The sequence below is a fragment of the Shewanella subflava genome, from assembly GCF_025971955.1.
GTDB lineage: Bacteria > Pseudomonadota > Gammaproteobacteria > Enterobacterales > Shewanellaceae > Shewanella > Shewanella subflava.
Window position 1 is genome coordinate 1 of sequence record NZ_JAPDMX010000022.1, and the last position, 24,870, is coordinate 24,870.

A 24,870-nucleotide genomic window follows, 5' to 3' on the forward strand; every position below is an offset into this window, starting at 1 on the left:
GCTCCAAATTTATCATTGAGCAGGTATTTTCAAATAGTCAGATTAACGATGCGAGGTGTGGTTCGCTAGACGGTTACTGATAACATTATCGGATTAACGCAATCAAAAATGGCATCGTTTTACGATGCCATTTGGGGAGCCACTGAAGATGTTAGAAGTTTTTACCAACAAACAAGTAAATTGATTTATCCCCTGTATCTGTAAATCCAAAGCCTAGCGCTGCAGGGCCCCAAGAGGTATCGGTACCTAAATATAAACTACCCGAATAAATTAAGTCATCTAAATCTATGGCATCGCGGGTATACCACACATTACCCGCCTCGGCACTCACACCCAAATAGAAGGGCAAGTCAGTAACCAATACATCTCGGCCTAAATCATATTGATAAATAGCCGCACCAAACACTTTATGCGGGCCAGCTAAAGCATTTTTGTGAAAACCTGATAAATTTAAAAAACCACCCAGGCTACTGAAGTGCGCAGTAAACTTGTCATCACTTTCAACCGTCGCTAACGCCATTTTACCCACAACAGCATGGTTGCCTAATCGTAATGCACCTTTCCAATCTGCTTCAATTTGCAAGGTTTCATCGCTAAGGCTGCCCAATGCAACTATATCATTACTGTCATAGTCTTCATTTCGAAAGTGCATCGTCAACGTTAATCGATTACCTTCCGTGGGGAAACTGATGCTGTTTAAGGTATCATAAGCCACCTTAAAGTAAGCGCCATAGGTTCTATAATCAAAATTGCCATTGAGCGCGACGCTGTTTGAAATTGTGCCGCGTTCTGTAAGAAAACCTAATTCAACAATACCATGGGATGATAAATTAGCGCCAATACCCCCAATTAAACTCACATCTTCATTTTCTAACTCAAGAATACGTTCATTTTTCTCGTAAATATCCCAATTTTTCAGCTCATATTCAAAACGGCTTAGAGCATAATAGTCTTGGTCACGATCCAACGGCTGATAAAATTCGGTCGAGAAGCGTTTATTTAAACCCAGCTCCACTTCATTGCGCCACTCCCCACCATTGTCGGTTACATTCGTCATGGTGTAGGCTAGGTTTAACGAAACGGATGAATCTAAACTAAAATCATCTTCCCAGTTAAAACCTGCGTTAAAGTAATTCGGTCCCCAGCCTTTTGCCTTTGAAGTCACCGTTAAGATTCGACCATCTTCTGAGTCGGTAAACTCTGCATCCACTCTTTCAAATTGATTTAATGCATAAACCCGTTGCAATGCCGCTTCTAGCTCGTCTTTAGTGACGACTTGACCTTCACTAATGCCAAGGCGATCACGGATTAATTTGTCATTAATGGAAGATTGGTTATCTAATACAACTCTATAGACTGGCTGTTTTATCGGATCAACCCATGCGGTACGTTTCTGTTTTTTATTGCGTAAATAATCCTGATACGCTTCATTAGAAATGGATAATTTAGCCAGCTGTTCATATTTCAACTGGGCGGCTTGTTCACCTATCACCAATGCCTGCGGCATAATACTGAAATCAGTTGTGCTTAAATTATCAATCCATGGACGGATTAAAATATCCTGTTCGGTTAATAGTTTTTTTTGTTTTTCTGTACTGGCCTGCGTAAGAATCGTTGAAAGCTGTTCCAATACCGCAATGGTAGAATTAAGCTGGGCTTGACTCGCCAAGGGTGAACCTATATCCACAGCAATAATGATATCTGCACCCATAGCCTTAACCACATCAATCGGCATGTTGTTAGCGATACCACCATCAACCAGTAACATCCCGTCAATCGATGCAGGCTGAAGCGCCCCCGGCACTGAAGCAGAGGCTTGCATAGATTGAACAATACTGCCTTTTGACAAAACAACCGCTTCACTTGTGGCTAAATTGGTCGCCACAGCACGATAAGGAATAGCCAGATCATCAAAATCACCGAACTGCTCTACTAAGTCTGTTGAATGGCGTAATAGATAAGACATAGTTTGCCCTTGCAGCAAACCGCTAGGAGAGGTGATTGACCCCTCTTTGTAACCAACATGCACAGGAATATTGTATTTGTCGCGTAACTGTTTATCACGAAATGCAAGGTTTTCACGCGGGATCGTATCAGAATACCCCTTATCCCACTCTCCCTTTAACATAATGGTTTCGATTTCATTGGCACTAAAACCTAATGCATACATTCCCCCAACATATGCACCAATACTGGTACCTGCAATATAGTCGACAGGAATGTTGTTCGCTTCCAGCACTTGCAGCACGCCAATATGAGCCGCCCCTTTGGCACCACCACCACTGAGCACGAGTCCAATAGTTGGGCGCTCTTTGAAAGCTGTAGGTTTTTCATCGGCAGCATTGGCCGAACAACTAACTAATGCAGCCATTAGCGTAATGCTAATGTAAATACACCCCAAAAATAAACGATTTAACATCGGCATAGCGGTTCCAAATACAGTTAAAAACGATCACATTCTAGCAAACTACAACTCACAAACACTAATTCAATTATCAAATGAAATCACTCGACTTTTAGTGTCTATGCCCATAAAAGTATCCAATTCATTTCGAGGCATAGGTTTAGCAAAATAATAACCTTGAATAATATAACAACCACGGCTAAATACTTGCTCCAGCTGCTCGTGGGTTTCGATCCCTTCTGCGACGACGTTTAATTTTAAGTTACGCGCAAGCTCAATAATACTCGATACAATGGCTTGGTCAGCTTGATTATCAGCAATATCAATCAAAAATGAGCGGTCAATTTTTAAGGTGTTAACTTCAAAAGTGCGCAAGTAAGCCAAAGATGAATAACCCGTACCAAAATCATCAATCGCGACTTGCACCCCTAGCGCTTTAAGTTGTGATAAATGCTGTGTAGCTACATGTAACTCTTTCATCAATACGCCTTCGGTGATTTCAAGGCATAACTTTGATGCAGGGAAGTCAGTATCTGCTAAGGTAGTTTTAACGAAATCAATAAAACTGTTTTGTCGAAAATGTACCGCTGAAACGTTCACCGATAGCTTAAAATTCTGCTGATAGTGTTGATGCCATCTTGCACCATCTAAGCATGCTTGCTTAAGCACCCAACAATCAATATCGATAATAAACCCGCAAGATTCAGCAACTTTAATAAAAATATCAGGGCGAACATAGCCTTCTGTGGGATGCTTCCAGCGCAGCAAAGCCTCCATTCCAACAAATCGGTCATTATGGAGAATGTCTATTTGAGGTTGGTAATGCAGCTCTAATTCGTTGCGCTCAATCGCTTTACGTAAATCGGATTCAAGCCGTAAATGGTATAAGGCTTCGGCATTTCGTTCTGCAGAATAATATTGGAAGTTCCCCTTACCTTCATCTTTAGCATGATACATTGCCAGATCAGCATTTTTAATTAGCATTTCAGGGTCTTGGCAATCTTCTGGCCAGCAACTAATACCAATACTGGTGGAGATAAAAAACTCACGACCGTATAACTTAAATGGCATTTCAATTTGTTTTAGCAATTTATCGGCAACATGATTAATCATGTTACCGTTATCGATATTGCGTAATAAGATGACAAATTCATCGCCACCAAAACGGCACAAAACATGTTCTGTAGTAAGACAAGATTGAAGTCGTTGAGAAGCTTCAACCAATAATGCATCCCCCATGCTATGTCCGTAGGAGTCATTAACGGATTTAAACCTATCTAAATCAAGAAATAACAAAGCCAGTTTTTCACCTGACACCCGCGCTTCTTTAACTATTTTATTTAGGGTTGTCAAAAATTGTGAGCGATTAGAAAGCCCTGTTAATGTGTCAGTATTCGCCAACCGTTTTAGCTTGATTTCATTTTGCTTTCTATCAGTGATATCAGAAAATACCACGACGTAATGTAAAACGCTTTCAGACTCATTTTGCATTTTTGAAATATTCAACCAAACAGGGCAAGGTAGACCATCGGCTCGTAACAATGCCCGCTCACCACTCCAAAAATTATCTTTGGCAAAAAGTTTATCGATATTAAGTGGTACCTGACTCGAGACCACGATATCGGCAAATGAAATTCCATTGATCAGATCATCTGACAAACCTAAAATGAGATTAGCGGCATGATTACTGACTTTAACATTTTTATTCGCATCTAAAATAATCATCCCTTCTGAGGTGTTTTTAAACGCCTCCGCAAATAAATGCACTTCGCTTTCAAGCTCGCGTTGCGCGGTAATATCTGAATAAATGCCCGCTGCACTCTCAAGACGATGCGTTGACGGATGCCAAGATACTGCGCGCCCTCTAACACGCATCCAGCGCCACAAACCCGAGTCATGTAAGTAACGATACTCCACATCTATCATATTTGTTTCTGACTTTAAAAAAGCGACCCAAGCCTTAGTGACACGAGCAATATCGCCTGAATGAATGGGGATATCTTGCAGTCTGCGGACAATTTTCAAATTTGAACCTAAAATAGCACTCCGATTTTCCAATACGATCGTTTGAGTATCATCTCGCCATTCCCATAAATCAGAATCACTGCCCTTTAGCGCTTGCGACAATCTGTCATCACTTTGGATTAACGCCTGATTAACACGCTTAAATCGACTCACTTGCCTTTGACGGTACAAAGACAAGCTAAAGGCCATTAATAAGATAATAAAAACAACCATGCCTCTGAATAACTGAGATTGCCACCAAAACTCTTCAACCGTAAAACCAAACTTAAATGGCTGCTCTGACCAAACGCTTCGGTTTTTATATAACAATTCCAGTGTGTAATCGCCAGCGGTTAAACCAGAAAGGTTAATTTGCGACTGCCCTTCCAATAGCACAAAATTACTGGGTTCTTTCCCCCGCTTTAATAAACGATATTGTAAACTCATGGGACTATCATCAAGATAATCAAGGTCAGATATTTGGAAACTCACCAAACTGGCACCAGGTTTGACCACTTTTAATTTTTCAGGCAGAAGATACAAATCCGTTTGGTCGGCGTAGTAAATCGAAACTGATTCGAGTAAAACCTGATCATTATTAATGCGATTTGATAACTTATTGGGATCGATTAACATTGCTCCATCAGGGGTGCCAATATATAAGCCTTTATTAGCTTGGTAAAAAATAGCAGCTTCATTTAGCTCTGCAGAAATAAAACCATCTTTGTATGTATAGGAGTTTATCGCTTGCGTTTTTTTATCTATCTTGATAATTGAACTTGAACAACCAATTAAATATGTCTCGTCCATTTCTTGAAAAAACATCGTCGAATTACAATCTATATTTAATCTTTTATCTAAATCAGTTAACTCTTCAGTCGTAAAATTATATTCAAACAAGCCATTTTGAGATGTGCCTAGCCAAAATAAATCCTTTTTTACTTCTGTGACATTAAAAAGTAGAGGAATTCCATTCATATGGGAAAATAAATTATTCTTTGATACGTATTGATTATTTTGATTAAAGTATCCAAAGCTCTTATCACCACCAACCCATAAACGGCCCGCTTTATCTCGTAAAATGACACGATAACTTGCACTATTGAGCGCTGGGGATTTTGGATTAAAAACTAATTGTGTTAAATCTGCGCTACCTTTATCCCAAAAATAAATACCTTTAGACGTTAAATACCAAATCCGACCTAGTATCATGGGATCAGCATAACTCTGATAAATTGTTTTGTTTTTAAGTGAATTTTTACCACCAGTCCATTCGCTAAATCGCTGTGATGCGAAGGTTTCGGTGTTGACCACAAAAATACCATTGGTAGTACTCAGCGAGATATGAGTATCATCTAATGTATCTATTTGATAAATGCTGTCATTCAGCCCAAGTCCCTCAGGAATAATCACTTGAGAAGACTTGTTAATGGTATCTATCGCCTCTAAGCCGCCATCCGTGCCGACCCACAACTGATCACCATGCTGATGAATTGCCCAAATCATCTCATTATTAAGTCGATAAGGAGCTGATTGTGAGAAAGTATCAATCAGAAAATCAGGTTCTGATGCCGCAAGGGCTAAGCCATCACCCGATCCGCCAATCCAAATCAATTGATTATGATCAATTGCTAAAGCATGGATGTAATCAATTTTGGCATGCTGTTTCAGTTCAGCCTGATAATTAATCGTTTCATTCGTTTCAACATTCCATGAAATCAAGCCAGAGCGGCTTCCCATCCACAATAGCCCATTGGCATCTTCAACCATCGAATCAATATAAAAAACCTTATCTTTAATTGGGTGAATTTGCTGTTGTTCGACATCAATACTGAACAGGCCTTTTGTAGAATATAACCATAAACCTTGTTGTGAATCCTGAAAAAGCCCCCGAATCGCGCCATTATCTAAGTGCCATTTAAAATCGATAACTTCGTTTGACTGAGTATGCAACTCCAGACGATCTGTGGCAGCAAAAATCACTTCATCATTATTTAAAGCAAGCTGCGATACCCAAGTAGAGTCTGGCGACAATACTCGGTCATCTACAGAAGAAAGTTTTTTTGTTTCAACATTAAACAAAAATCGTTTGCCATTTTTACCAAGCAAAGCCAAGTTATATTCATCATGTTGAATAATAGAAGCAATACCAACAGATACCTGACTCACAGAGGAATCGCTTACATCATCTTGCGCTGGAGGTTGAAATACTTCTGTAAAAATATGTTCTGGAATATTATACAAATACAATCGGTTATCTGTGGTAAAAAGCAAATGATCATCTGCTGCAGAAACAATAAGATGTAATCGATGTTCCGCTAAAATAGACTCACTACCAATTTTATCAATACGTCGAATAGAGTTATTTGATACACGATATAACCCTTCTGCGGTTGCAAGCCACGTGTAGCCATAACTATCAAAATAAATATCATTAATAACTGTATTTGCTAGGCCATCCCTTGCATTAAAAACTCGCTGAATAAAATCATTCCCCAAAACAGGAAAGTTTGGCAAAAGATACAGAAAAACAGCGACAGTAAGCAAAAGAATACGATGCATGTTGAAAAACAACCCCAAAAAGTCTGTGTCATATCAATATGACAATAATGAATCTCTTATTGTTATAAGTGATTGAGTGATTCACTGCCACTCGAAAATAGATAACCCTTTATATTTAATTAAAAAAGTACGAATAGCTTCAATTAAAAAATCAATCAGAAAAACGCCCTCGACTCGCTTAGTAATATAGCACCATCGGTTAAGTGTAGACCAAAAAAAAGCACCCATATGGGTGCTTTTATGCAAAGTGTTACAGGTGTTAATTACTTCTTTTTAACCGCTTTAGGGTTAGGTAAATCAGTAATTGAACCTTCATAAATTTCAGCGGCTAAACCGACTGATTCATGTAAAGTTGGGTGAGCATGAATCGTTAATGCTAAATCTTCTGCATCACAACCCATTTCAATTGCTAGGCCGATTTCACCTAATAATTCACCGCCGTTAACACCCACAATCGCACCACCGATCACGCGGTGAGTTTCTTTGTCGAAAATTAACTTAGTCATACCTTCGCTACAATCAGATGCGATTGCACGGCCACTTGCTGCCCATGGGAAAGTTGCTGTTTCGTAAGCAATACCTTGCTCTTTAGCTTCTTTCTCAGTTAAACCAACCCAAGCCACTTCTGGTGCAGTATACGCAATTGAAGGAATCACTTTTGGATCGAAGAAATGCTTAAGACCAGAGATAACCTCAGCAGCAACATGACCTTCATGCACACCTTTGTGAGCCAACATTGGTTGACCAACGATATCGCCGATAGCAAAAATATGCGGTACGTTAGTACGCATTTGCTTGTCTACATTAATAAAGCCACGCTCATCAACGTTAACACCTGCTTTTTCAGCAGCAAGAGACTTACCATTTGGTGAACGGCCAATCGCAACTAACACTGCGTCATAACGCACAGGTTCTGTTGGTGCTTTCTTGCCTTCCATAGTGACATAAATGCCATCATCTTTTGCTTCAACGGCCGTCACTTTAGTTTCAAGAATAAGGTTAAACTTCTTCTTGATTTGTTTAGTGAATACACGCACAACGTCTTTATCAGCAGCAGGAATCACTTGGTCGAACATTTCGACTACGTCAATTTCACTACCTAGCGATGAGTAAACGGTACCCATTTCTAGTCCGATAATGCCGCCGCCCATGACTAAAAGCTTGCCTGGTACTTCTTTTAATTCTAATGCGTCAGTCGAATCCCAAATACGTGGATCTTCATGAGGAATGAAAGGCAGTTTAATTGGACGCGAACCTGCAGCAATAATCGCATGTTCAAATTGCACCACTTTAACGCTACCGTCTTCCGCTTTAACTTCTAACGTGTTTGGACCTGTAAAAGTACCAAAGCCATTAACCACATCAACTTTACGCATTTTAGACATTCCGCCTAATCCGCCAGTTAACTGACCAATCACTTTCTCTTTAAAGCCACGCAATTTGTCTAAGTCGATTTTCGGCTCGCCAAAAGAAACGCCGTGATCTTCAACCATTTTGGCTTCTTCAATCACTTTTGCTACGTGTAATAATGCTTTTGAAGGAATACAACCTACGTTCAAACATACACCACCAAGGGTGCTAAAACGTTCAACGATAATGGTGTCCAAGCCTAAGTCAGCTGCACGGAATGCTGCTGAATAACCTGCTGGGCCTGCTCCTAATACAACTACCTGAGTTTTGATTTCGTTACTCATCTTTTCCTCTATTCTTTTCCGTGTTGGCGGCAAATCCGTCTCAACTATCAATGTGGCCAGATCATGTTAGCTGGCCGCATTTTACCCTTTGTTTGATGTTGATCACAATCAAACATTTGTCATGAAGACCGACATAAAAAAGGCCACTCAATTAGAGCGGCCAAATTTGTTTACAGAATCATGGTACGGATATCAGATAAAATACCTGACAAGGTTACGCTAAAGCGGGCAGCCATTGCACCATCAATGACACGGTGATCATATGATAATGATAACGGCAACATTAACTTAGGCTCAAACTCTTTACCATTCCACTTAGGTTTAATTTCAGATTTTGACACACCTAAAATGGCCACATCAGGGTAATTTACGATTGGGGTAAACGCTGTACCGCCAATACCACCCAAACTTGAAATGGTAAAACAACTGCCTTGCATATCAGCGGCTTTGAGCTTGCCGTCACGTGCACGGATAGAAATATCAGTTAATTCACGCGATAATTCTACAATGCCTTTTTTATCAACATCACGCACAACCGGTACCATCAAGCCATTGGGGGTATCAACAGCCACACCAATATGGAAGTACTTCTTCTGAATCAATGATTCACCATCAGCACTTAAACTTGAGTTAAACACTGGGAACTCAGCCAATGTTTTTGCGACCGCTTTCATCATGAAGACTAAAGGAGTAATTTTGTAATCTGCTTTTTTCTTCGCTGCAACATCGTTTTGTTGCTTACGGAAAGCTTCTAACTCAGTGATATCAGCTTCGTCAAATTGCGTCACATGTGGAATAGTTACCCAGTTGCGATGTAAATTTGGACCCGATATTTTCTGAATACGGCTTAACGGCACTTCTTCAACTTCACCAAACTTGCTAAAGTCAACCTTTGGTGCGGCAATCACATTCAAGCCACCAGCGCCACCCGCAACCGAAGTTGCTGCAGTCGCTTTAGGGCGAGAAAGCTCATACTTAATAAAGGCTTGAACGTCTTCTTTAAGAATACGCCCTTTACGGCCACTGCCTTTAACTAAGGTTAAATCGGCACCAAACTCACGCGCTAAACGGCGCACGGCTGGTGACGCATGGACAACGCCACCTGATGCGGTAACCGCAGCGCTTGGGTGGTGTGGTACTGGTGGTGTAGAAGGACGACTAGCTGGCATTGGCGCAACTGGCGCTGAATCAATTACCGGCGCAGCAACGGGCGCTGGCGCAGCGGGTGCTGATGACGTGGTTTCAATTGTCGCTATTAAGCTACCTTGAGACACTTTATCGCCCACTTTCACCGTTAGTGAAACAAGCTTACCAGCAAAAGGAGCCGGTACTTCCATCGTCGCTTTGTCTGTTTCTAAAGTGATTAAACCTTGATCTTTAGTGACTTCTTCACCCACAGCAACAAGCACTTCAATGATATCGACATCACTTGCATCGCCAATGTCAGGTACATGAATTTCTTGTACTTGACTTGTTGCCTGCACTGCCACAGGAGCTTGAGCAACTGGCGCTGCAGCCTGTGGTGCAGATGCAGCAGGTGCCGAACCGGCAACTTCTAACAGGATAACTAACGAACCTTCAGAAACTTTATCGCCTAAAGCGACTTTCACTTCTTTAACTACACCCGCTTTCGGCGAGGGCACATCCATAGTGGCTTTATCGGTTTCTAAGGTAATTAAACCTGTATCAACGTCAATCGTATCGCCTACCGCTACCAGCACCTCGATGATAGATACATCAGTATCGCCACCGATATCAGGTACTTTCACTTCAATGACTTGTGCTGCTGTAACCGTTTCAGCAGTAACCGCCACTGGGGCAACAGGTGCCGGAGCCGCCGCTTGGGCCACAGGTGCAGGTGCTTTTGCAGGCTCTACTGAAGGAGCAGCTGCTTCGCCCGCTGCAGACATCAATGCAATTAATGTCCCTTCTGATACGGTATCACCCACAGCTATTTTCAACTCTGCTAAGGTACCAGCAAAAGGTGCTGGAATATCCATGGTCGCTTTGTCGCTTTCAACCGTAATAATCGATGCTTCTTTTTCAAGAAAATCACCCACTGCTGCACAAATCTCAATAACTTGTACTGCATCAGTATCGATATTAGGAACCAAAATTTCTTTTAAATCAGCCATTCCAAATTCCTCTTACGCGAACTGTGGGTTGATCTTGTCAGCATCGATGCCATAGTCTTTGATGGCTTTTGTTAGCACATCAACAGGCATTTCGTTGCGTTCAACAAGTGATTTCAACGCCGCAATAACAATGAACTTCGCATCCACTTCAAAGTGATGACGTAAGTTAGCACGGCTATCACTGCGACCAAAACCGTCAGTACCCAGTACTTTATAGTCAGTCGGAATGTAAGCACGTAATTGCTCACCGTATATTTTCATATAGTCAGTGGCCACAATGGCAGGTGCATCCGTTGATAACACTTGGCTGATATACGCCTTCTTAGGCTCAGCTGTTGGGTGTAGCATGTTCCAACGCTCTACCGCTTGACCATCGCGTGTTAGCTCGTTAAAGCTGGTTACGCTGAATACGTCAGCACTTACGCCGAAGTCTTTCGCTAGGGCTTGCGCAGCTTTACGGACTTCTTCAAGAATAGTGCCACAGCCCATCAGCTGTACTTTACCTTTACCGCTGCCGGCAACCGTTTCAAGCTTATAAATACCCTTAACGATACCTTCTTCAGCACCTTCTGGCATTTCAGGCTGCACGTAGTTTTCGTTCATGGTAGTCAGGTAGTAGAACACATCTTCCTGATCTTCACCGTACATACGACGGATACCATCTTGTACCACAACGGCAATTTCATAACCGTAAGTTGGGTCGTAAGACACACAATTAGGGATAGTGTTGGCAAGAATATGGCTGTGACCATCTTGATGCTGTAAACCTTCACCGTTCAATGTTGTACGGCCAGATGTACCACCCACTAAGAAACCACGAGCACGCATATCACCCGCTGCCCACGCCATGTCACCAATACGTTGGAAACCGAACATTGAGTAGTAGATGTAGAAAGGAATAGTTGGCATGTCGTTAACTGAATAACTGGTTGCCGCTGCCACCCAAGATGACATTGCGCCTAATTCGTTAATCCCTTCCTGTAAAACCTGACCGGTTTTATCTTCACGGTAATACGCCACTTGATCAGAATCTTGTGGAATATATTTTTGGCCTTCATGGGCATAAATACCCACTTGACGGAACAAGCCTTCCATACCAAAAGTACGGGCTTCATCAGGAATAATTGGCACAATACGCTTACCGATTTGCTTATCTTTTAATAAGGCTGTCAATACACGTACAAATGACATCGTTGATGAAATTTCACGACCGTTAGAGCCTTTAATAACCGCATCAAAAATCTTCAATGATGGCACTTCAAGCTCTTCAGTGAATTTTTCACGACGTTGTGGTAAGTAACCTTTTAAGGCTTCACGACGTTCGTTCAAGTACTTCACTTCTTCTGAATCTGGACCAGGATGATAGAAAGGAATTTCTTCTAACTTGTCATCTGGAATAGGAATATTGAAACGATCACGGAAATAACGGATTGCATCGGCATCCATCTTCTTCACGTTATGGGCAATGTTCTTACCTTCGCCAGCATCACCTAAACCATAACCTTTCACGGTTTTAGCTAAAATAACGGTTGGGCGACCTTTGGTTTTTTGTGCATGATCTAATGCGGCATACATTTTAACCGGATCATGACCACCACGGTTTAAGCGCCAAATGTCATCATCTGACATGTTCGCCACCATTGCCGCTGTTTCTGGGTACTTACCAAAGAAATGCTCACGGGTGTATGCGCCGCCTTTGGCTTTACAGTTTTGGTATTCACCGTCTACGGTTTCTTCCATTAACTGTAATAATTTGCCACTGGTGTCACGAGCCAATAATGGATCCCAGTAACGACCCCAAATCACTTTAACCACTTCCCAGCCTGCGCCGCGGAATTCGCCTTCAAGCTCTTGAATGATTTTACCGTTACCACGAACAGGACCGTCAAGACGCTGTAGGTTACAGTTAATGATAAACACTAAATTATCTAATTCTTCACGAGCTGCTAAACCAATTGCACCTAATGCTTCTGGCTCATCACATTCACCGTCACCTAAGAAACAGTAAACAGTTTGCTCTGAACAATCTTTCAAGCCACGGTCAGTTAAGTACTTTAAATAACGTGCTTGATAAATTGCTTGAATAGGACCTAAGCCCATAGATACCGTCGGAAATTGCCAGTAATTAGGCATTAACTTAGGATGCGGGTATGAAGATAAACCTTTACCATCAACTTCTTGACGGAAGTTGTTCATTTGCTCTTCGGTGATGCGACCTTCTAAGAATGAACGCGAGTAAATACCGGGTGCAATATGGCCCTGGAAATACACTAAATCGCCACCGTCTTTTTCATTTGGTGCACGGAAAAAGTGGTTAAAACACACATCATAAATCGTGGCACTAGAGGCAAAACTAGAGATATGGCCACCTAGCTCTAAGTCTTTCTTAGAACCACGTAATACCATAGCTAAAGCATTCCAACGGATGATAGCGCGAATACGGTGCTCCATCTCTTGGTTGCCCGGCATATTAGGCTCTTGCCCTGCTGGAATGGTATTAAGGTAAGCGGTTGTCGCGTCATACGGTAAATGAGTACCGTTGCGACGGGCTTTATCAATCAGTTTCTCTAATAAAAAATGTGCACGTTCAGGCCCTTCTTGCTCTAATACAGCTTGTAAGGCATCAACCCATTCTTGGGTTTCTGATGGGTCTAAATCGAGTAGCATATCTTCAGACATCTCGCAGTCCTTCTCTATATACGGGGTTATATTTCGGCTTATGCTGCTTGTTGACACAGCAAGGGTATAATCTCATTGGTTGTGAATGAGAACTACACGCCGCTCTTTAAACGGCGCAAGCTACGTTGCAACCGACTGTCTTCTTCTCTTACTGACAACATGACTTCTTCGATATAGCTTAAATGCTCGTTCGAAGCTTCACGTGCCGCATCAGGATCTCGGCGCACAATCGCAGCCAATAAATCTCGGCGATGATCATTTGCCATTGTAGAGGCTTCTTCACGACGACTCAGAAGCTCCAAATTTTGCGCGACATTTTTATGTAGCACAGGGGTCAAACTTAACACGAGGTGAAGCATTGCCACGTTATGTGACGCTTCAGCCACTGCACGGTAAAAACGCACAATGGCATCCGCTTGCGCTTCAATATTAACGGCATTTTCAACCTCTAAAATGCTGTTTTTAATATTTTGCATATCGGCATCTGTGCCCCGTAACGCGGCAAAGTAGGCCATCATGCCTTCTGTGGCGTGACGAAACTCAAGCAAGTCATATTGGCTTTCAGAGTCGTTATGCATTAATTCAACGATAGGATCGGCAAGACTTTGCCAGAGTTGTTCTTTAACGTATGTACCACCGCCTTGGCGGCGCATCAGTAGGCCCTTGGCCTCAAGCTTTTGGATGGCTTCACGTAAAGAAGGGCGTGATACTTCAAACTGAACTGCCAGTTCACGCTCAGGAGGTAACTTTTGCCCAGGTTGCAAACTGCCTTCAAGGATCATGCGCTCAAGTTGCTCCATGATCACATCAGAAATTTTTGGCTGATTAATCTTACTGTAAGCCATATGTATGCTTAAACTCCCCAGAATCACCTATTGTCAATTGGTCTTACCAATTTATGTGAGAGCGGGCACTTTAGCAAAACATCTTAATCATGTCTAGCTTATCGCCTAAGCTGATACATAACCGCCCAGTTTAAAGAGCATAAACTAAAAAAACGAGTGAGGGGTCAGACCATTTGACAATAGTGGATAAAACATCAAAATCAATCTAACTGACGATCCCAAAAATAGTCAGTACCGACACAAATGTCACTAACAAGGTAAAATTCCGCTTACTCAAGGCCAACAAGGCCAACGTTGGCTGCACACTCACAGGAGCAGGACCCGCTTCAGGCAAAGATTCAGCCTTCAGTGCGGTTTCAGTCACCACCAGTTTAGCGCTACAACGGGTGTCAAATGCCCGTTTTCGCCACGCATTTAGCCCTTGGGAAAATTGACCACTTAACACATATCCAAAACTGAATATTCTGCTAGGCAACCAATCAAACAAACGTTGCAAATGGTCAATTAAAGGTAAAGAAAGGTTTTGTTTGATATTCAAATCATAATAAAAACGAATACTGCAATACAACACGGCGCCGACAGGACCAAAACACACTAAAAACAATGCCACAGCACCGTAATAACGATAGTTAATCCACGCCACGCTTTGGCCGACTTTAATCCCTAAATCGCGTTCATCAACTGCATCGATGCATTCACTGCAATCTAGCTCGCCCGCATAGCGATAACAGGCTTGTACATCACCACGACAAGCGGCCTGAACATACTTTTTAAATATGTTGCGTAAATCCTGATGGCTAAAACACACTAACGCCACCACAACCCACAATAACAAACTTGGAATCTCAAATAATAAACCGCTAATTAACAGGCCCACACCAAAGACCACAACAGAAGGCAAAATCACCGCAATGGCCACTGCAACATCGGTTTTTAACGATTTTTTATCCCAAAACAGTTGGTGATAGCGCATCATCAATTTGTCAAACTGCCAATTGACAGGCAATAACTTTAATCGTTCCACTAAAATAGCGATAAGCAATGAAAATAATGCCATGGTTTATCCTTAAGCCTTAAAATAAAAGTGTGCTGCAACATGCTGTAAATACAACCGTTAAACAGCAACAATCGCTGCTCGATAACGTTGCCAATCAAAGCTTTCACCCGGATCGGTTTTTCTAATGGGTGCAATATCACAGTGCCCGACAATACGTTTAGGGGTAATCATAGGGTATTGCGCCATAATCTCCAATGTAAGTTCAGCCAGTTGCTGATATTGTGCATCGGTATAGGCCACAAAATCAGTCCCTTCTAACTCAATACCAATGGCAAAGTCATTGCAATTTTCTCGCCCTTCAAACTGCGATACTCCCGCATGCCAAGCCCTATCGTCACAACTCACATATTGAACAATTTCACCCTCGCGGCGAATTAAAAAATGCGCCGAAACCTGTAATCCGCTTAATTCACTAAAACTGTCATCCGCGGTGACATCTAAACAGCCTTGAAATAGTGCATCAATATGCGGCAAGCCAAAGCAACCTGCGGGCAAGCTAATATTATGAATAACCAGCAAACTCACTTCATTATTAGGCCGAGCATTAAAGTGCGGTGACAGACAGCGTCTAGCGCCAGCAAACCAACCAGAAGATAAACTTGTACGGGTTTTCATATAGTTGAGATCTTAAATCGCATCAAATGTAAGCCATAAATTACCAGTAAACAGGTCTAAATACCATGTTGTCAGCACTCACAACCGCGGCAAAGTTATGCTAACCTATCGCCATATACAACCGTAAACGTGTGAAAGTAAAACACGCTGGTCATTTTGTCGTCGCAAGGATTTGGCTTATGTTAGAAAATGATATCCGTCATGCAGTGAAAACCGCATTAAATGAAGATTTAGGCTACAACGATCAACAAAGTATCGAGCTAATGCTTAAAGCTGATATTACTGCACAACTGATCCCCGCCGATAAACATGTTGAGGGCAGCCTCATTACCCGTGAAGAAGGGGTATTTTGTGGCAAAGCTTGGGCAGAGCAAGTCTTTAATCAACTAGGGGGTGAAGTGGCTTTGCATTGGCACGTTGACGATGGTGATTTAGTTGTGCCAAACCAAGTGCTATGTGAACTATCAGGCCCTGCCCGCGTTATTCTCACGGGTGAGCGCACCGCGATGAACTTCATTCAAACCTTATCGGGTGTGGCCACATTAACTAGGCTGTATGTCAATAAATTAGCAGGTACCCACACCCGTTTACTGGATACCCGCAAAACCATTCCGGGTTTACGCACCGCACAAAAATATGCCGTCACCTGCGGTGGCGGCAAAAACCACCGTATCGGGCTATATGATGCCTTCTTAATAAAAGAAAACCACATCATGGCATGTGGTGGAATCAGCCAAGCAATTGAGGCCGCACGCCAGCTTCATAATGATAAACCAGTTGAGGTAGAGGTTGAATCCATAGCAGAGTTAACCCAAGCGTTAGAGGGTGGCAGCGACATCATCATGTTGGATAACTTTGATATCACCATGATGTTTGAAGCGGTGGCACTAAACCAAACCTTTAAAGACGCGGGTAAAGGGGCCAAGCTGGAGGTGTCAGGCAACGTGACCATCGACACCCTGGCCGATTTTGCTAAAACCGGCGTGGATTACATTTCAGTAGGGGCATTAACTAAGCATGTTAAAGCACTCGATTTATCGTTAAGACTAAAAGCATAACTGCCATATTGCCGTCGAGGATCGTATTAATGATCCTCGAAGCGCGCACTACCAACACCATCCAATCGCGCCAGATTTATGGCCTTAATAAGCCCAGCGTCAAAAAAAGGTTAACCGACAAGCAGTTGTCAAAAAAATGTTATAGCCTTTTGTAGCTAAAAACGCCAAGTATAGAATTTTTAATCATTTATTTTACCTTTCTAGTATAAAAGTATTCCATTCTTGATAACTTTATACTAACGTTTACACAGGCGAATGGCCTTTCGGCCAGAACTTGTATCATTACTGACGTCATTGAACATGCCAAAACCTTTTTTGTGTTGCCTAATGCCCTTTAGCAAAAGCCCACAAAACAAAGTTTGCGCTATCAAGTCGTTTAGCAATATACAACTCAGCCGAAATGTCATTTAAGTTGGTTAAATTAAATGTCTACCACTTTAGTGCTGACCCATAATCACACTAAACGGGTAAGGCTAAAAAGCCTGCAAGATGTGAATAGCTCAACTAAACTGATAACACGATAAAAACGGGACTCGTTTCATTCAATGAAACTGTTCAATAATAGCTCAATAATAGTTAACAACATGTGCCCGTAAGGCTTCGGCAATGATGGATGCCACTGAATACTGTTACTAACGGCAATATGATTTGATCTTATAGCCGCCCGATATACAGCTCAGTACCGAGGAATGGATAGGCCAAAGCACATTTACGGAGAGAGAAAAAATGAAAGGTATCAATCAAATTAAAAACGCTAAGGGTTTCACCCTTATTGAATTAATGATCGTAGTGGCGATCATCGGTATTTTAGCTGCAATCGCATTGCCTGCTTATCAAACTTATACCGACAAGGCTCGATATTCTGGTGTGGTAGCAGCGGGTGGAGCAGTGAAAACAGCTGTTGAAATTTGTGCTCAAACAGAAGGCTCTATTAGTGCAACAGAATGTGCAGCTGGCAAGGGTGGTGTTCCTGCCGATGTAACTGGATTAACAAAAGGTGCATACTCTGCTATAGCTTGGGATGCTACTAATAAGAAAATTACTGTGACACCAATCGCAGCAGGTGGAATTGCAGCTACTGACACCTATGTTTTAACTGGTGAATATGATGCTGGCCGAGTAATATGGACAGATAATTGTACTGATCTTTGTTAATTAGATATGACAACAGCTCCTCACTTAGGTTTATCAACCTTATTTATTCGCAAAGGCTTGCTAAGTGAAGAGCTAATATCATCAGCGATTAACGAATCACGTAAACAAAAACTATCTCTTGTAACAACACTTATATCTTTAAAATATTTATCTGCTCGAGAAATAGCAGAATTATGTTATGAAGAATATGGTACTCCACTTCTAGATTTAAATGAGTTTGATATCCAGGATATCAATGAAAGTTTACTCAACAAAAAACTGATTGAAAAACATAAGTGTTTACCGCTGTTTAAACGTGGTAATCGCCTTTACATCGCTACATCTGATCCAACTAACATTAATGCCCTAGAAGATTTTCAATTTAGCCTTGGTCTTCATGCTGAAGCCATTTTGGTTGAAGACGATAAACTGCATAAAGTATTAGAAAAAATCATTGAAGAAGATATTTCAGGGCTAGATTTAGGCGGCGCCGATCAAGACGCGTTAGCCAACATGGAAGTGGCTGAAACCGAACGCCGCGATGAAACGACTGGCGACAGCAGTGACGATGCGCCGATTGTTATTTATATTAATAAAATTCTTACCGATGCTATTCGTAAAGGTGCATCTGATTTACATTTTGAACCCTATGAAAAACGCTATCGCATTCGTTTTCGCATTGATGGCATATTGCACGAGGTTTCTGAGCCGCCTGTTAACTTGGGCGGGAGGATTTCAGCGCGATTGAAGGTGATGTCAAAACTGGATATCGCCGAGCGCCGGGTGCCACAAGATGGCCGCATCAAGATGAAACTGTCACGGACTAAATCCATCGATTTTCGTGTCAGTACCTTGCCCACCATTTGGGGCGAAAAAATTGTTATGCGGATATTGGACTCATCCTCCGCGCAACTGGGCATTGAAAAGCTCGGTTATGAAGATGATCAGCGCGAGCTTTATGAAGAGATGCTAGCCAAACCACAGGGAATGATTTTGGTGACCGGGCCGACGGGTTCGGGCAAAACCGTCTCTTTATACACTGGCTTAAATATATTAAACACCGAAGAGCGTAATATCTCCACCGCTGAAGATCCGGTCGAAATTAACCTCGAAGGAGTTAACCAGGTTCACATTAATTTAAAAGCCGGTTTAACCTTCGCTTCCGCACTGCGGTCATTTCTGCGTCAAGACCCTGATGTGGTGATGGTCGGTGAAATCCGAGACTTAGAAACCGCAGAAATTGCCATTAAAGCGGCGCAAACCGGTCACTTAGTGTTATCGACTTTACACACAAACTCCGCCGCCGAAACCTTAACTCGTTTGGTCAATATGGGGGTACCGGGTTACAACATTGCCAGCTCGGTCAATTTAATCATTGCCCAGCGTTTGGCAAGACGTTTATGCCCTGCTTGCAAAAAACCTGAAGACATTCCCACTGCCGAGCTGCTGCGCCTTGGTTTCAACCAGCAGAGTATTGACCAAGGTTTTACCGTTTATAAGCCCTGTGGTTGTGACTTATGCTCTGCAGGCTACAAAGGCCGAGTGGGTATTTATGAAGTCATGAAGATGTCCGATGAAATTGCCCGCATTATCATGGAGGGCGGCAACTCTTTGCATATTGCTGCATTGGCTAAAGAGCAAGGGATGCGTGACTTGCGCCAATCGGGTTTACTTAAAGTGACCCAAGGGGTCACCAGTATTGCCGAAATTAACCGAGTCACCAGCTTTAATTGATTAGCTACTTAATAAGCACTCGCTAGTTTATCAAGCACATAAACTTCATCTCGAGTAGACTAATGTTCATTATGACTCATTAAAATTACAAATAAACGTCAAGGAATCACTTTATGGCTACCGCTGCCGCGACAAGAAAGTCCCGAACCTCCAAAAAGGATATCAAGCACCAACCCAAAGTGTTTGAGTTCCAGTGGAAAGGGGTCAACCGTGATGGTAAAAAAACCGCTGGAGAAATGCGCGGCACTAGCGTAGCAGAAATAAAAAGTATTCTAAAAGCCCAAGGGGTAACTCCAAAATCGGTTAGTAAAAAGGCAAAACCACTTTTTAAAACTGAAAAAAAGATCACCGCAATGGATATTGCAATGATCACCCGTCAAGTTGCAACCATGATTTCGGCGGGCGTGCCATTAGTGACCACCTTTGAACTGTTGGGACGAGGCCATGAAAAAGAAAAGGTCAGAACATTATTAGGCACAATATTATCTGATATCCAATCAGGTATCCCGCTATCCGATGCCCTAAGACCACACCGCATATACTTTGACGATCTGTATGTTGACTTAGTTGCAGCAGGTGAGCATTCAGGAGCCTTAGATGCGGTATTCGATCGCATTGCCACCTACCGTGAAAAAGCCGAAGCATTAAAATCAAAAATTAAAAAAGCCATGTTTTACCCCGCTGCTGTAGTTATAGTGGCTATTGCGGTAACCACATTGTTATTGCTCTTCGTTGTGCCTCAGTTTGAAGAAATATTCAATGGCTTTGGCGCTGAATTACCTGCCTTTACTCAGTTAATTATTGGTATATCTAGATGGTTGCAAACATCATGGTATTTCTTTGCCATCGGTATCGTAGTGGGAGTTTGGTTATTTGTGCGAGCCCATCGCAACTCGCAAAAATTTCGCGATAAGATTGATGAAGCGGTACTCAAAATTCCGGTTATTGGTGAAATACTGCATAAAGCGGCCATGGCACGCTTTGCCCGCACTCTAGCTACTACTTTTTCTGCTGGAGTACCGTTAATTGATGGCTTAGAATCTGCCTCTGGCGCTTCAGGCAATGCTGTGTATCGCAAAGCGTTGTTAAAAGTACGTCAAGAAGTGATGTCAGGGATGCAAATGAACGTGGCCATGCGCACCACTGGGCTATTTCCTGACATGCTAATCCAAATGGTGATGATTGGTGAAGAATCTGGTGGCTTAGATGATATGCTCAATAAAGTCGCGAACATTTTTGAAATGCAAGTTGATGATGCCGTTGATGGCTTATCTAGCCTTATTGAACCTATCATGATGGTGGTGATAGGTACTTTAGTCGGTGGACTGATTGTTGGTATGTATTTACCTATTTTCGAAATGGGTAATGTGGTCGGTTAAACTACACATCATTCATGTAAAAAATGGCTAGTTCACACAAAAATTAAAAAATAATAAGAAAAATAATGTCTGAATTTATCTCCACTTTTATCGCCACAATGAGCCAATATACTTGGCTGTTTGTGGCTATTAGCTTTATTTTTGCAGCCTCCATTGGCAGTTTTTTGAATGTGGTGATTCACCGCCTACCCGTGATGATGAAACGCGAATGGCAAAGTGAATGTAACTATTACTTAAATGAATATCATCCAGATATCGTTAAACAAGTCGGCGAAAAAAGACTGGCGAAACCGATTGATGCTTTTCCTGAAAAATACAACTTAATCGTCCCAGGTTCTGCCTGCCCAAAATGCAAAACGAGCATTAAACCTTGGCACAATTTACCTGTATTGGGTTGGTTAATGCTTAAAGGACAATGTGCCAGTTGTCATACACCGATATCAGCGCGTTATCCAGTGATTGAATTAACCACAGGATTATTGATTGCGACCCTCGCTTTTTATTTTGGCCCAACCACGCAGTTTATCTTCGCCGCCATACTGACGTTTTTTCTAATCGGCTTAACAGGCATCGACTTAGATGAAATGCTTTTGCCTGATCAGTTAACCTTGCCTTTGCTATGGCTTGGTTTAATCATCAACCTCCAAGGCGTGTTTGCAAGCCCAACCGATGCGTTAATTGGTGCCGCCGCAGGCTATTTAAGTTTATGGTCAGTGTTTTGGCTATTCAAACTCGCCACTGGTAAAGAAGGTATGGGCTATGGTGATTTTAAGCTGATGGCGGTGTTGGGTGCTTGGTTAGGGTGGCAAATGCTACCAATGATAATACTATTATCATCATTGGTAGGCGCTATTATTGGTATTGCCATGATTGCCACTAAAAAGCTTCATGCTGGTAAACCCATCCCTTTTGGACCCTATATTGCTATTGCAGGTTGGATAGCGCTGATATGGGGACAAGAAATCATTAATTGGTACCTCAGCACCTTAGTATAAGGCACAACTGTCATGGCTAAATTTATTGTTGGCTTAACCGGCGGCATAGGCAGCGGTAAAACCACTGTTGCCAACTTGTTTGCCGACCTTGGTATAACCTTAGTTGATGCAGACATAGTGGCAAAAGACGTGGTTGCAAAGGGCACTGAGGGCTTAACACGCATTATTGAACACTTTGGCGCTGATGTTTGCCAAGCTAACGGTGCCTTAAATCGTACTGCGTTGCGTGAAATTATTTTTAACCAACCTCAGCAGCGTGATTGGTTAAATAATTTATTGCATCCGATGATCCGACAAACCATGCTAAAACAAGTGCAACAAGCCGATTCAGCTTATGTAATTATGGTTGTTCCCTTGCTATTTGAAAATGGGTTAGATAAGTTAGTCAATTCAACTTTAGTGGTGGACGTAGACTCTAAGTTGCAAATTTCAAGGACGAGTGCACGTGATAAAGTGGCAACCACTCAAGTTGAGCAAATAATCTTGAGCCAAATGCCCCGTGAACAACGACTATCGAAGGCAGATGACATCATAGATAATCAAGGCGATTTGAATTCGTTACGAAGCAAAGTGGCTTTGTTACATCATAAATACTTGGAATTAGCGAATAAACCAGACTGACATGACTGACTTAATATACGAACAGCCTTTAAATGAAAAAATTCGTAGTTATTTACGGTTAGAATACCTGTCGACACAATTAAAAAATAATCTTATTCAAGATCACCAGCATCGTTGTTTCTATCCTTTATTTTCACTGTGCGAGTTAACCGACAGATGCGATTATCGCTCTGATGTACTCAAAGACATTGACCGAAATATTGCCTTATTATCCAAATGGCTAGAGCTACCACACGTAGATAAAGTGCAAATTAATGACATCATTAATCGGTTGATTCAAGCTAAAGCACCTTTACAAATGCCCGACAGAATTGGCATTCATCTTAAAAAAGATAAGTTTATCTCTGCGTTGCGGCAACGTTTTGGTATGCCTGGCGCATGCTGCAATTTCGACCTACCGCAACTGCACTTCTGGCTAGGAAAACCGTGGCAAGAAAGGCAGTTAGATCTTCAGTGTTGGGTAGATCAATACCAGCCACTGCTTACCCCAATCAGCTTGTTACTTGAATTAATAAGAAATACCGCCGATTTTACGCCTGCAGATGCCAAAGCGGGTTTTTTCCAGGGCGATAGCGCACAGGCTTTATCGCTAATTAGAGTAAAAATTGATACATCGCATGGCTGCTATCCAACCATCAGCGGACATAAAAATCGTTATGCCATCCACTTTGTTGATTTTGAACAACAACGTCACACAGACAAAACAATTCAATTCCTTCTGGCTACTTGTACATAAACCTTTTAAGATCGGTTAATGCTTTTATTTATCCAGCAAGAAGATACCTATGCCTATTACAGTTAATTGTCCCATCTGCAAAACTCAAGTGAATTGGGTTGCTGAAGCTAAATTCAAACCTTTTTGCAGCGAGCGTTGTAAACTGATTGATTTAGGCGATTGGGCTGATGAGAAACATGCCATTCCAGTCAAAACCCCATTAGACCCTGATATGTACGATGATCTTGGTTACGACGATTTGGGATTGAACGAGTCAGCATTTTTTAAAGAAGATTAGTTTCAACCAGTAATACGGAATTTATTATGCAAAAGCGTGTTCATGTCGCCGTCGGTGTCATTATCAATCAAGATAAGCATATTTTATTAGCCAAAAGGCACGGACACCTTCACCAAGGAGGAAAGTGGGAATTTCCCGGTGGTAAGGTAGAAGCCAATGAAACAGTAACACAAGCGCTAATTAGAGAGCTTAAAGAAGAAGTCAATTTAGATGTCACAGCTTCAAGCCCCTTTATGGATATCAGCCATAACTATCCAGATAAGCATGTACGTTTAGACATTCATTTAGTAAAAGATTTTTCCAATCATGCCATTGGATTAGAAAACCAAGAAATACGCTGGGTGCCATTTGCTAACCTAGCAGAATTTGATTTCCCTGAAGCCAATAAGCCTATTGTTGATAAAATTTTAGCTGAATTAAGCTAGAGATCATTTGGTTATACAAAATGGTATGACTAAAAACCAAAGGCCACTCGATTAAAGTGGCCTTAGTGTTTAATTTGGCGCCTGGAAATGACGTACTCCCACATGGGCATGTCGGCCACACGACTTTTATGCTCAAATTTCAGATGTAAAAAAGCCCGTTACATCCGTAACGGGCTTATCACTACTCTAGCGAGTAAATTAGGCGCCTGGAAATGACCTACTCTCACATGGGCATGTCAGCCACACAACTTTTATACTCAAATTTCAGATGTAAAAAAAACCGTTACATTCGTAATGGGCTTAACACTACTCTAGCGAGTAAATTAGGCGCCTAGAAATGACGTATTCCCACACGGGCACGTCGGCCACACGACTTTTATGCTCAAATTTCAGATGTAAAAAAGCCCGTTACATTCGTAACGGGCTTATCACTACTCTAGCGAGTAAATTAGGCGCCTGGAAATGACCTACTCTCACATGGGGAGACCCCACACTACCATCGGCGATACTGTGTTT

General features: G+C 42.0%; 17 protein-coding genes. 9 read left to right on the top strand and 8 right to left on the bottom strand.

Annotated elements, in window-relative coordinates:
- Positions 1 to 151: 151 nt before the first annotated feature.
- From OHT75_RS08590 to ampD, 8 genes are all read right to left on the bottom strand, one after another.
- Positions 152 to 2,425 carry a patatin-like phospholipase family protein gene (locus OHT75_RS08590; RefSeq protein WP_406682000.1) on the bottom strand — a complete coding sequence of 758 codons (2,274 nt, stop codon included), beginning with the start codon at positions 2,423 to 2,425 and terminating at the stop codon, positions 152 to 154.
- A 63-nt stretch (positions 2,426 to 2,488) separates the two neighbouring features.
- Positions 2,489 to 6,970 (bottom strand): EAL domain-containing protein, encoded by a 4,482-nt coding sequence (locus OHT75_RS08595; RefSeq protein ID WP_264726079.1) that lies wholly within the window; start codon positions 6,968 to 6,970, stop codon positions 2,489 to 2,491.
- 263 nt (positions 6,971 to 7,233) lie between these two features.
- Entirely contained in the window at positions 7,234 to 8,664 is a 1,431-nt protein-coding gene (gene lpdA, locus OHT75_RS08600; RefSeq protein WP_188842465.1) for a dihydrolipoyl dehydrogenase, read from the bottom strand.
- 170 nt (positions 8,665 to 8,834) lie between these two features.
- The gene (gene aceF / locus OHT75_RS08605) at positions 8,835 to 10,799 is read right to left on the bottom strand and encodes a dihydrolipoyllysine-residue acetyltransferase (RefSeq protein WP_264726080.1); all 1,965 of its coding nucleotides are present in this window, start codon (positions 10,797 to 10,799) and stop codon (positions 8,835 to 8,837) included.
- Between the two features lie 12 nt (positions 10,800 to 10,811).
- Positions 10,812 to 13,478 carry a pyruvate dehydrogenase (acetyl-transferring), homodimeric type gene (aceE, locus tag OHT75_RS08610; protein ID WP_264726081.1) on the bottom strand — a complete coding sequence of 889 codons (2,667 nt, stop codon included), beginning with the start codon at positions 13,476 to 13,478 and terminating at the stop codon, positions 10,812 to 10,814.
- 92 nt (positions 13,479 to 13,570) lie between these two features.
- Positions 13,571 to 14,323 (bottom strand): pyruvate dehydrogenase complex transcriptional repressor PdhR, encoded by a 753-nt coding sequence (gene pdhR, locus OHT75_RS08615; protein WP_264726082.1) that lies wholly within the window; start codon positions 14,321 to 14,323, stop codon positions 13,571 to 13,573.
- A 205-nt stretch (positions 14,324 to 14,528) separates the two neighbouring features.
- Positions 14,529 to 15,380 (bottom strand): beta-lactamase regulator AmpE, encoded by an 852-nt coding sequence (gene ampE, locus OHT75_RS08620; protein ID WP_264726083.1) that lies wholly within the window; start codon positions 15,378 to 15,380, stop codon positions 14,529 to 14,531.
- 57 nt (positions 15,381 to 15,437) lie between these two features.
- Positions 15,438 to 15,995, bottom strand: coding sequence for a 1,6-anhydro-N-acetylmuramyl-L-alanine amidase AmpD (gene ampD, locus OHT75_RS08625; protein WP_264726084.1), 558 nt, complete (start codon positions 15,993 to 15,995; stop codon positions 15,438 to 15,440).
- Positions 15,996 to 16,174: 179 nt separating this feature from the next.
- Here ampD and nadC point away from each other — a divergent pair, with 179 nt between their 5' ends.
- From nadC to mutT, 9 genes are all read left to right on the top strand, one after another.
- Positions 16,175 to 17,053: a carboxylating nicotinate-nucleotide diphosphorylase gene (gene nadC / locus OHT75_RS08630; RefSeq protein WP_264726085.1), complete on the top strand. Its 879-nt coding sequence runs from the start codon at positions 16,175 to 16,177 to the stop codon at positions 17,051 to 17,053.
- A 726-nt stretch (positions 17,054 to 17,779) separates the two neighbouring features.
- Positions 17,780 to 18,208 (top strand): pilin, encoded by a 429-nt coding sequence (locus tag OHT75_RS08635; protein ID WP_319803629.1) that lies wholly within the window; start codon positions 17,780 to 17,782, stop codon positions 18,206 to 18,208.
- Positions 18,209 to 18,214: 6 nt separating this feature from the next.
- A complete protein-coding gene (pilB, locus tag OHT75_RS08640) occupies positions 18,215 to 19,921 on the top strand; it encodes a type IV-A pilus assembly ATPase PilB (protein ID WP_264726086.1) in 1,707 nt (568 codons plus the stop codon).
- A gap of 113 nt (positions 19,922 to 20,034) precedes the next feature.
- The gene (locus OHT75_RS08645) at positions 20,035 to 21,300 is read left to right on the top strand and encodes a type II secretion system F family protein (protein ID WP_264726087.1); all 1,266 of its coding nucleotides are present in this window, start codon (positions 20,035 to 20,037) and stop codon (positions 21,298 to 21,300) included.
- Positions 21,301 to 21,365: 65 nt separating this feature from the next.
- On the top strand, positions 21,366 to 22,295 hold the full coding sequence (locus OHT75_RS08650) for a prepilin peptidase (protein WP_264726088.1): 930 nt from the start codon (positions 21,366 to 21,368) through the stop codon (positions 22,293 to 22,295).
- A 12-nt stretch (positions 22,296 to 22,307) separates the two neighbouring features.
- Positions 22,308 to 22,916: a dephospho-CoA kinase gene (gene coaE, locus OHT75_RS08655; protein WP_264726089.1), complete on the top strand. Its 609-nt coding sequence runs from the start codon at positions 22,308 to 22,310 to the stop codon at positions 22,914 to 22,916.
- A gap of 1 nt (position 22,917) precedes the next feature.
- Positions 22,918 to 23,652, top strand: coding sequence for a cell division protein ZapD (zapD, locus tag OHT75_RS08660; RefSeq protein WP_264726090.1), 735 nt, complete (start codon positions 22,918 to 22,920; stop codon positions 23,650 to 23,652).
- 49 nt (positions 23,653 to 23,701) lie between these two features.
- Complete coding sequence (gene yacG / locus OHT75_RS08665) at positions 23,702 to 23,929, top strand: DNA gyrase inhibitor YacG (RefSeq protein WP_264726091.1); 228 nt, start codon at positions 23,702 to 23,704, stop codon at positions 23,927 to 23,929.
- A gap of 26 nt (positions 23,930 to 23,955) precedes the next feature.
- Positions 23,956 to 24,354 carry an 8-oxo-dGTP diphosphatase MutT gene (mutT, locus tag OHT75_RS08670; RefSeq protein ID WP_264726092.1) on the top strand — a complete coding sequence of 133 codons (399 nt, stop codon included), beginning with the start codon at positions 23,956 to 23,958 and terminating at the stop codon, positions 24,352 to 24,354.
- The last annotated feature ends 516 nt before the right edge of the window (positions 24,355 to 24,870 follow it).

Excerpts from the sequence above, each read along its gene's own strand:
- OHT75_RS08645 (WP_264726087.1), top strand. The coding sequence starts at position 20,035 with ATGGCTACCGCTGCCGCGACAAGAAAGTCCCGAACCTCCAAAAAGGAT.
- ampD (WP_264726084.1), bottom strand. The coding sequence starts at position 15,995 with ATGAAAACCCGTACAAGTTTATCTTCTGGTTGGTTTGCTGGCGCTAGA.
- pilB (WP_264726086.1), top strand. The coding sequence starts at position 18,215 with ATGACAACAGCTCCTCACTTAGGTTTATCAACCTTATTTATTCGCAAA.
- OHT75_RS08595 (WP_264726079.1), bottom strand. The coding sequence starts at position 6,970 with ATGCATCGTATTCTTTTGCTTACTGTCGCTGTTTTTCTGTATCTTTTG.
- yacG (WP_264726091.1), top strand. The coding sequence starts at position 23,702 with ATGCCTATTACAGTTAATTGTCCCATCTGCAAAACTCAAGTGAATTGG.
- OHT75_RS08635 (WP_319803629.1), top strand. The coding sequence starts at position 17,780 with ATGAAAGGTATCAATCAAATTAAAAACGCTAAGGGTTTCACCCTTATT.
- aceE (WP_264726081.1), bottom strand. The coding sequence starts at position 13,478 with ATGTCTGAAGATATGCTACTCGATTTAGACCCATCAGAAACCCAAGAA.
- OHT75_RS08650 (WP_264726088.1), top strand. The coding sequence starts at position 21,366 with ATGTCTGAATTTATCTCCACTTTTATCGCCACAATGAGCCAATATACT.
- ampE (WP_264726083.1), bottom strand. The coding sequence starts at position 15,380 with ATGGCATTATTTTCATTGCTTATCGCTATTTTAGTGGAACGATTAAAG.
- coaE (WP_264726089.1), top strand. The coding sequence starts at position 22,308 with ATGGCTAAATTTATTGTTGGCTTAACCGGCGGCATAGGCAGCGGTAAA.
- OHT75_RS08590 (WP_406682000.1), bottom strand. The coding sequence starts at position 2,425 with ATGCCGATGTTAAATCGTTTATTTTTGGGGTGTATTTACATTAGCATT.
- pdhR (WP_264726082.1), bottom strand. The coding sequence starts at position 14,323 with ATGGCTTACAGTAAGATTAATCAGCCAAAAATTTCTGATGTGATCATG.
- zapD (WP_264726090.1), top strand. The coding sequence starts at position 22,918 with ATGACTGACTTAATATACGAACAGCCTTTAAATGAAAAAATTCGTAGT.
- lpdA (WP_188842465.1), bottom strand. The coding sequence starts at position 8,664 with ATGAGTAACGAAATCAAAACTCAGGTAGTTGTATTAGGAGCAGGCCCA.
- mutT (WP_264726092.1), top strand. The coding sequence starts at position 23,956 with ATGCAAAAGCGTGTTCATGTCGCCGTCGGTGTCATTATCAATCAAGAT.
- nadC (WP_264726085.1), top strand. The coding sequence starts at position 16,175 with ATGTTAGAAAATGATATCCGTCATGCAGTGAAAACCGCATTAAATGAA.
- aceF (WP_264726080.1), bottom strand. The coding sequence starts at position 10,799 with ATGGCTGATTTAAAAGAAATTTTGGTTCCTAATATCGATACTGATGCA.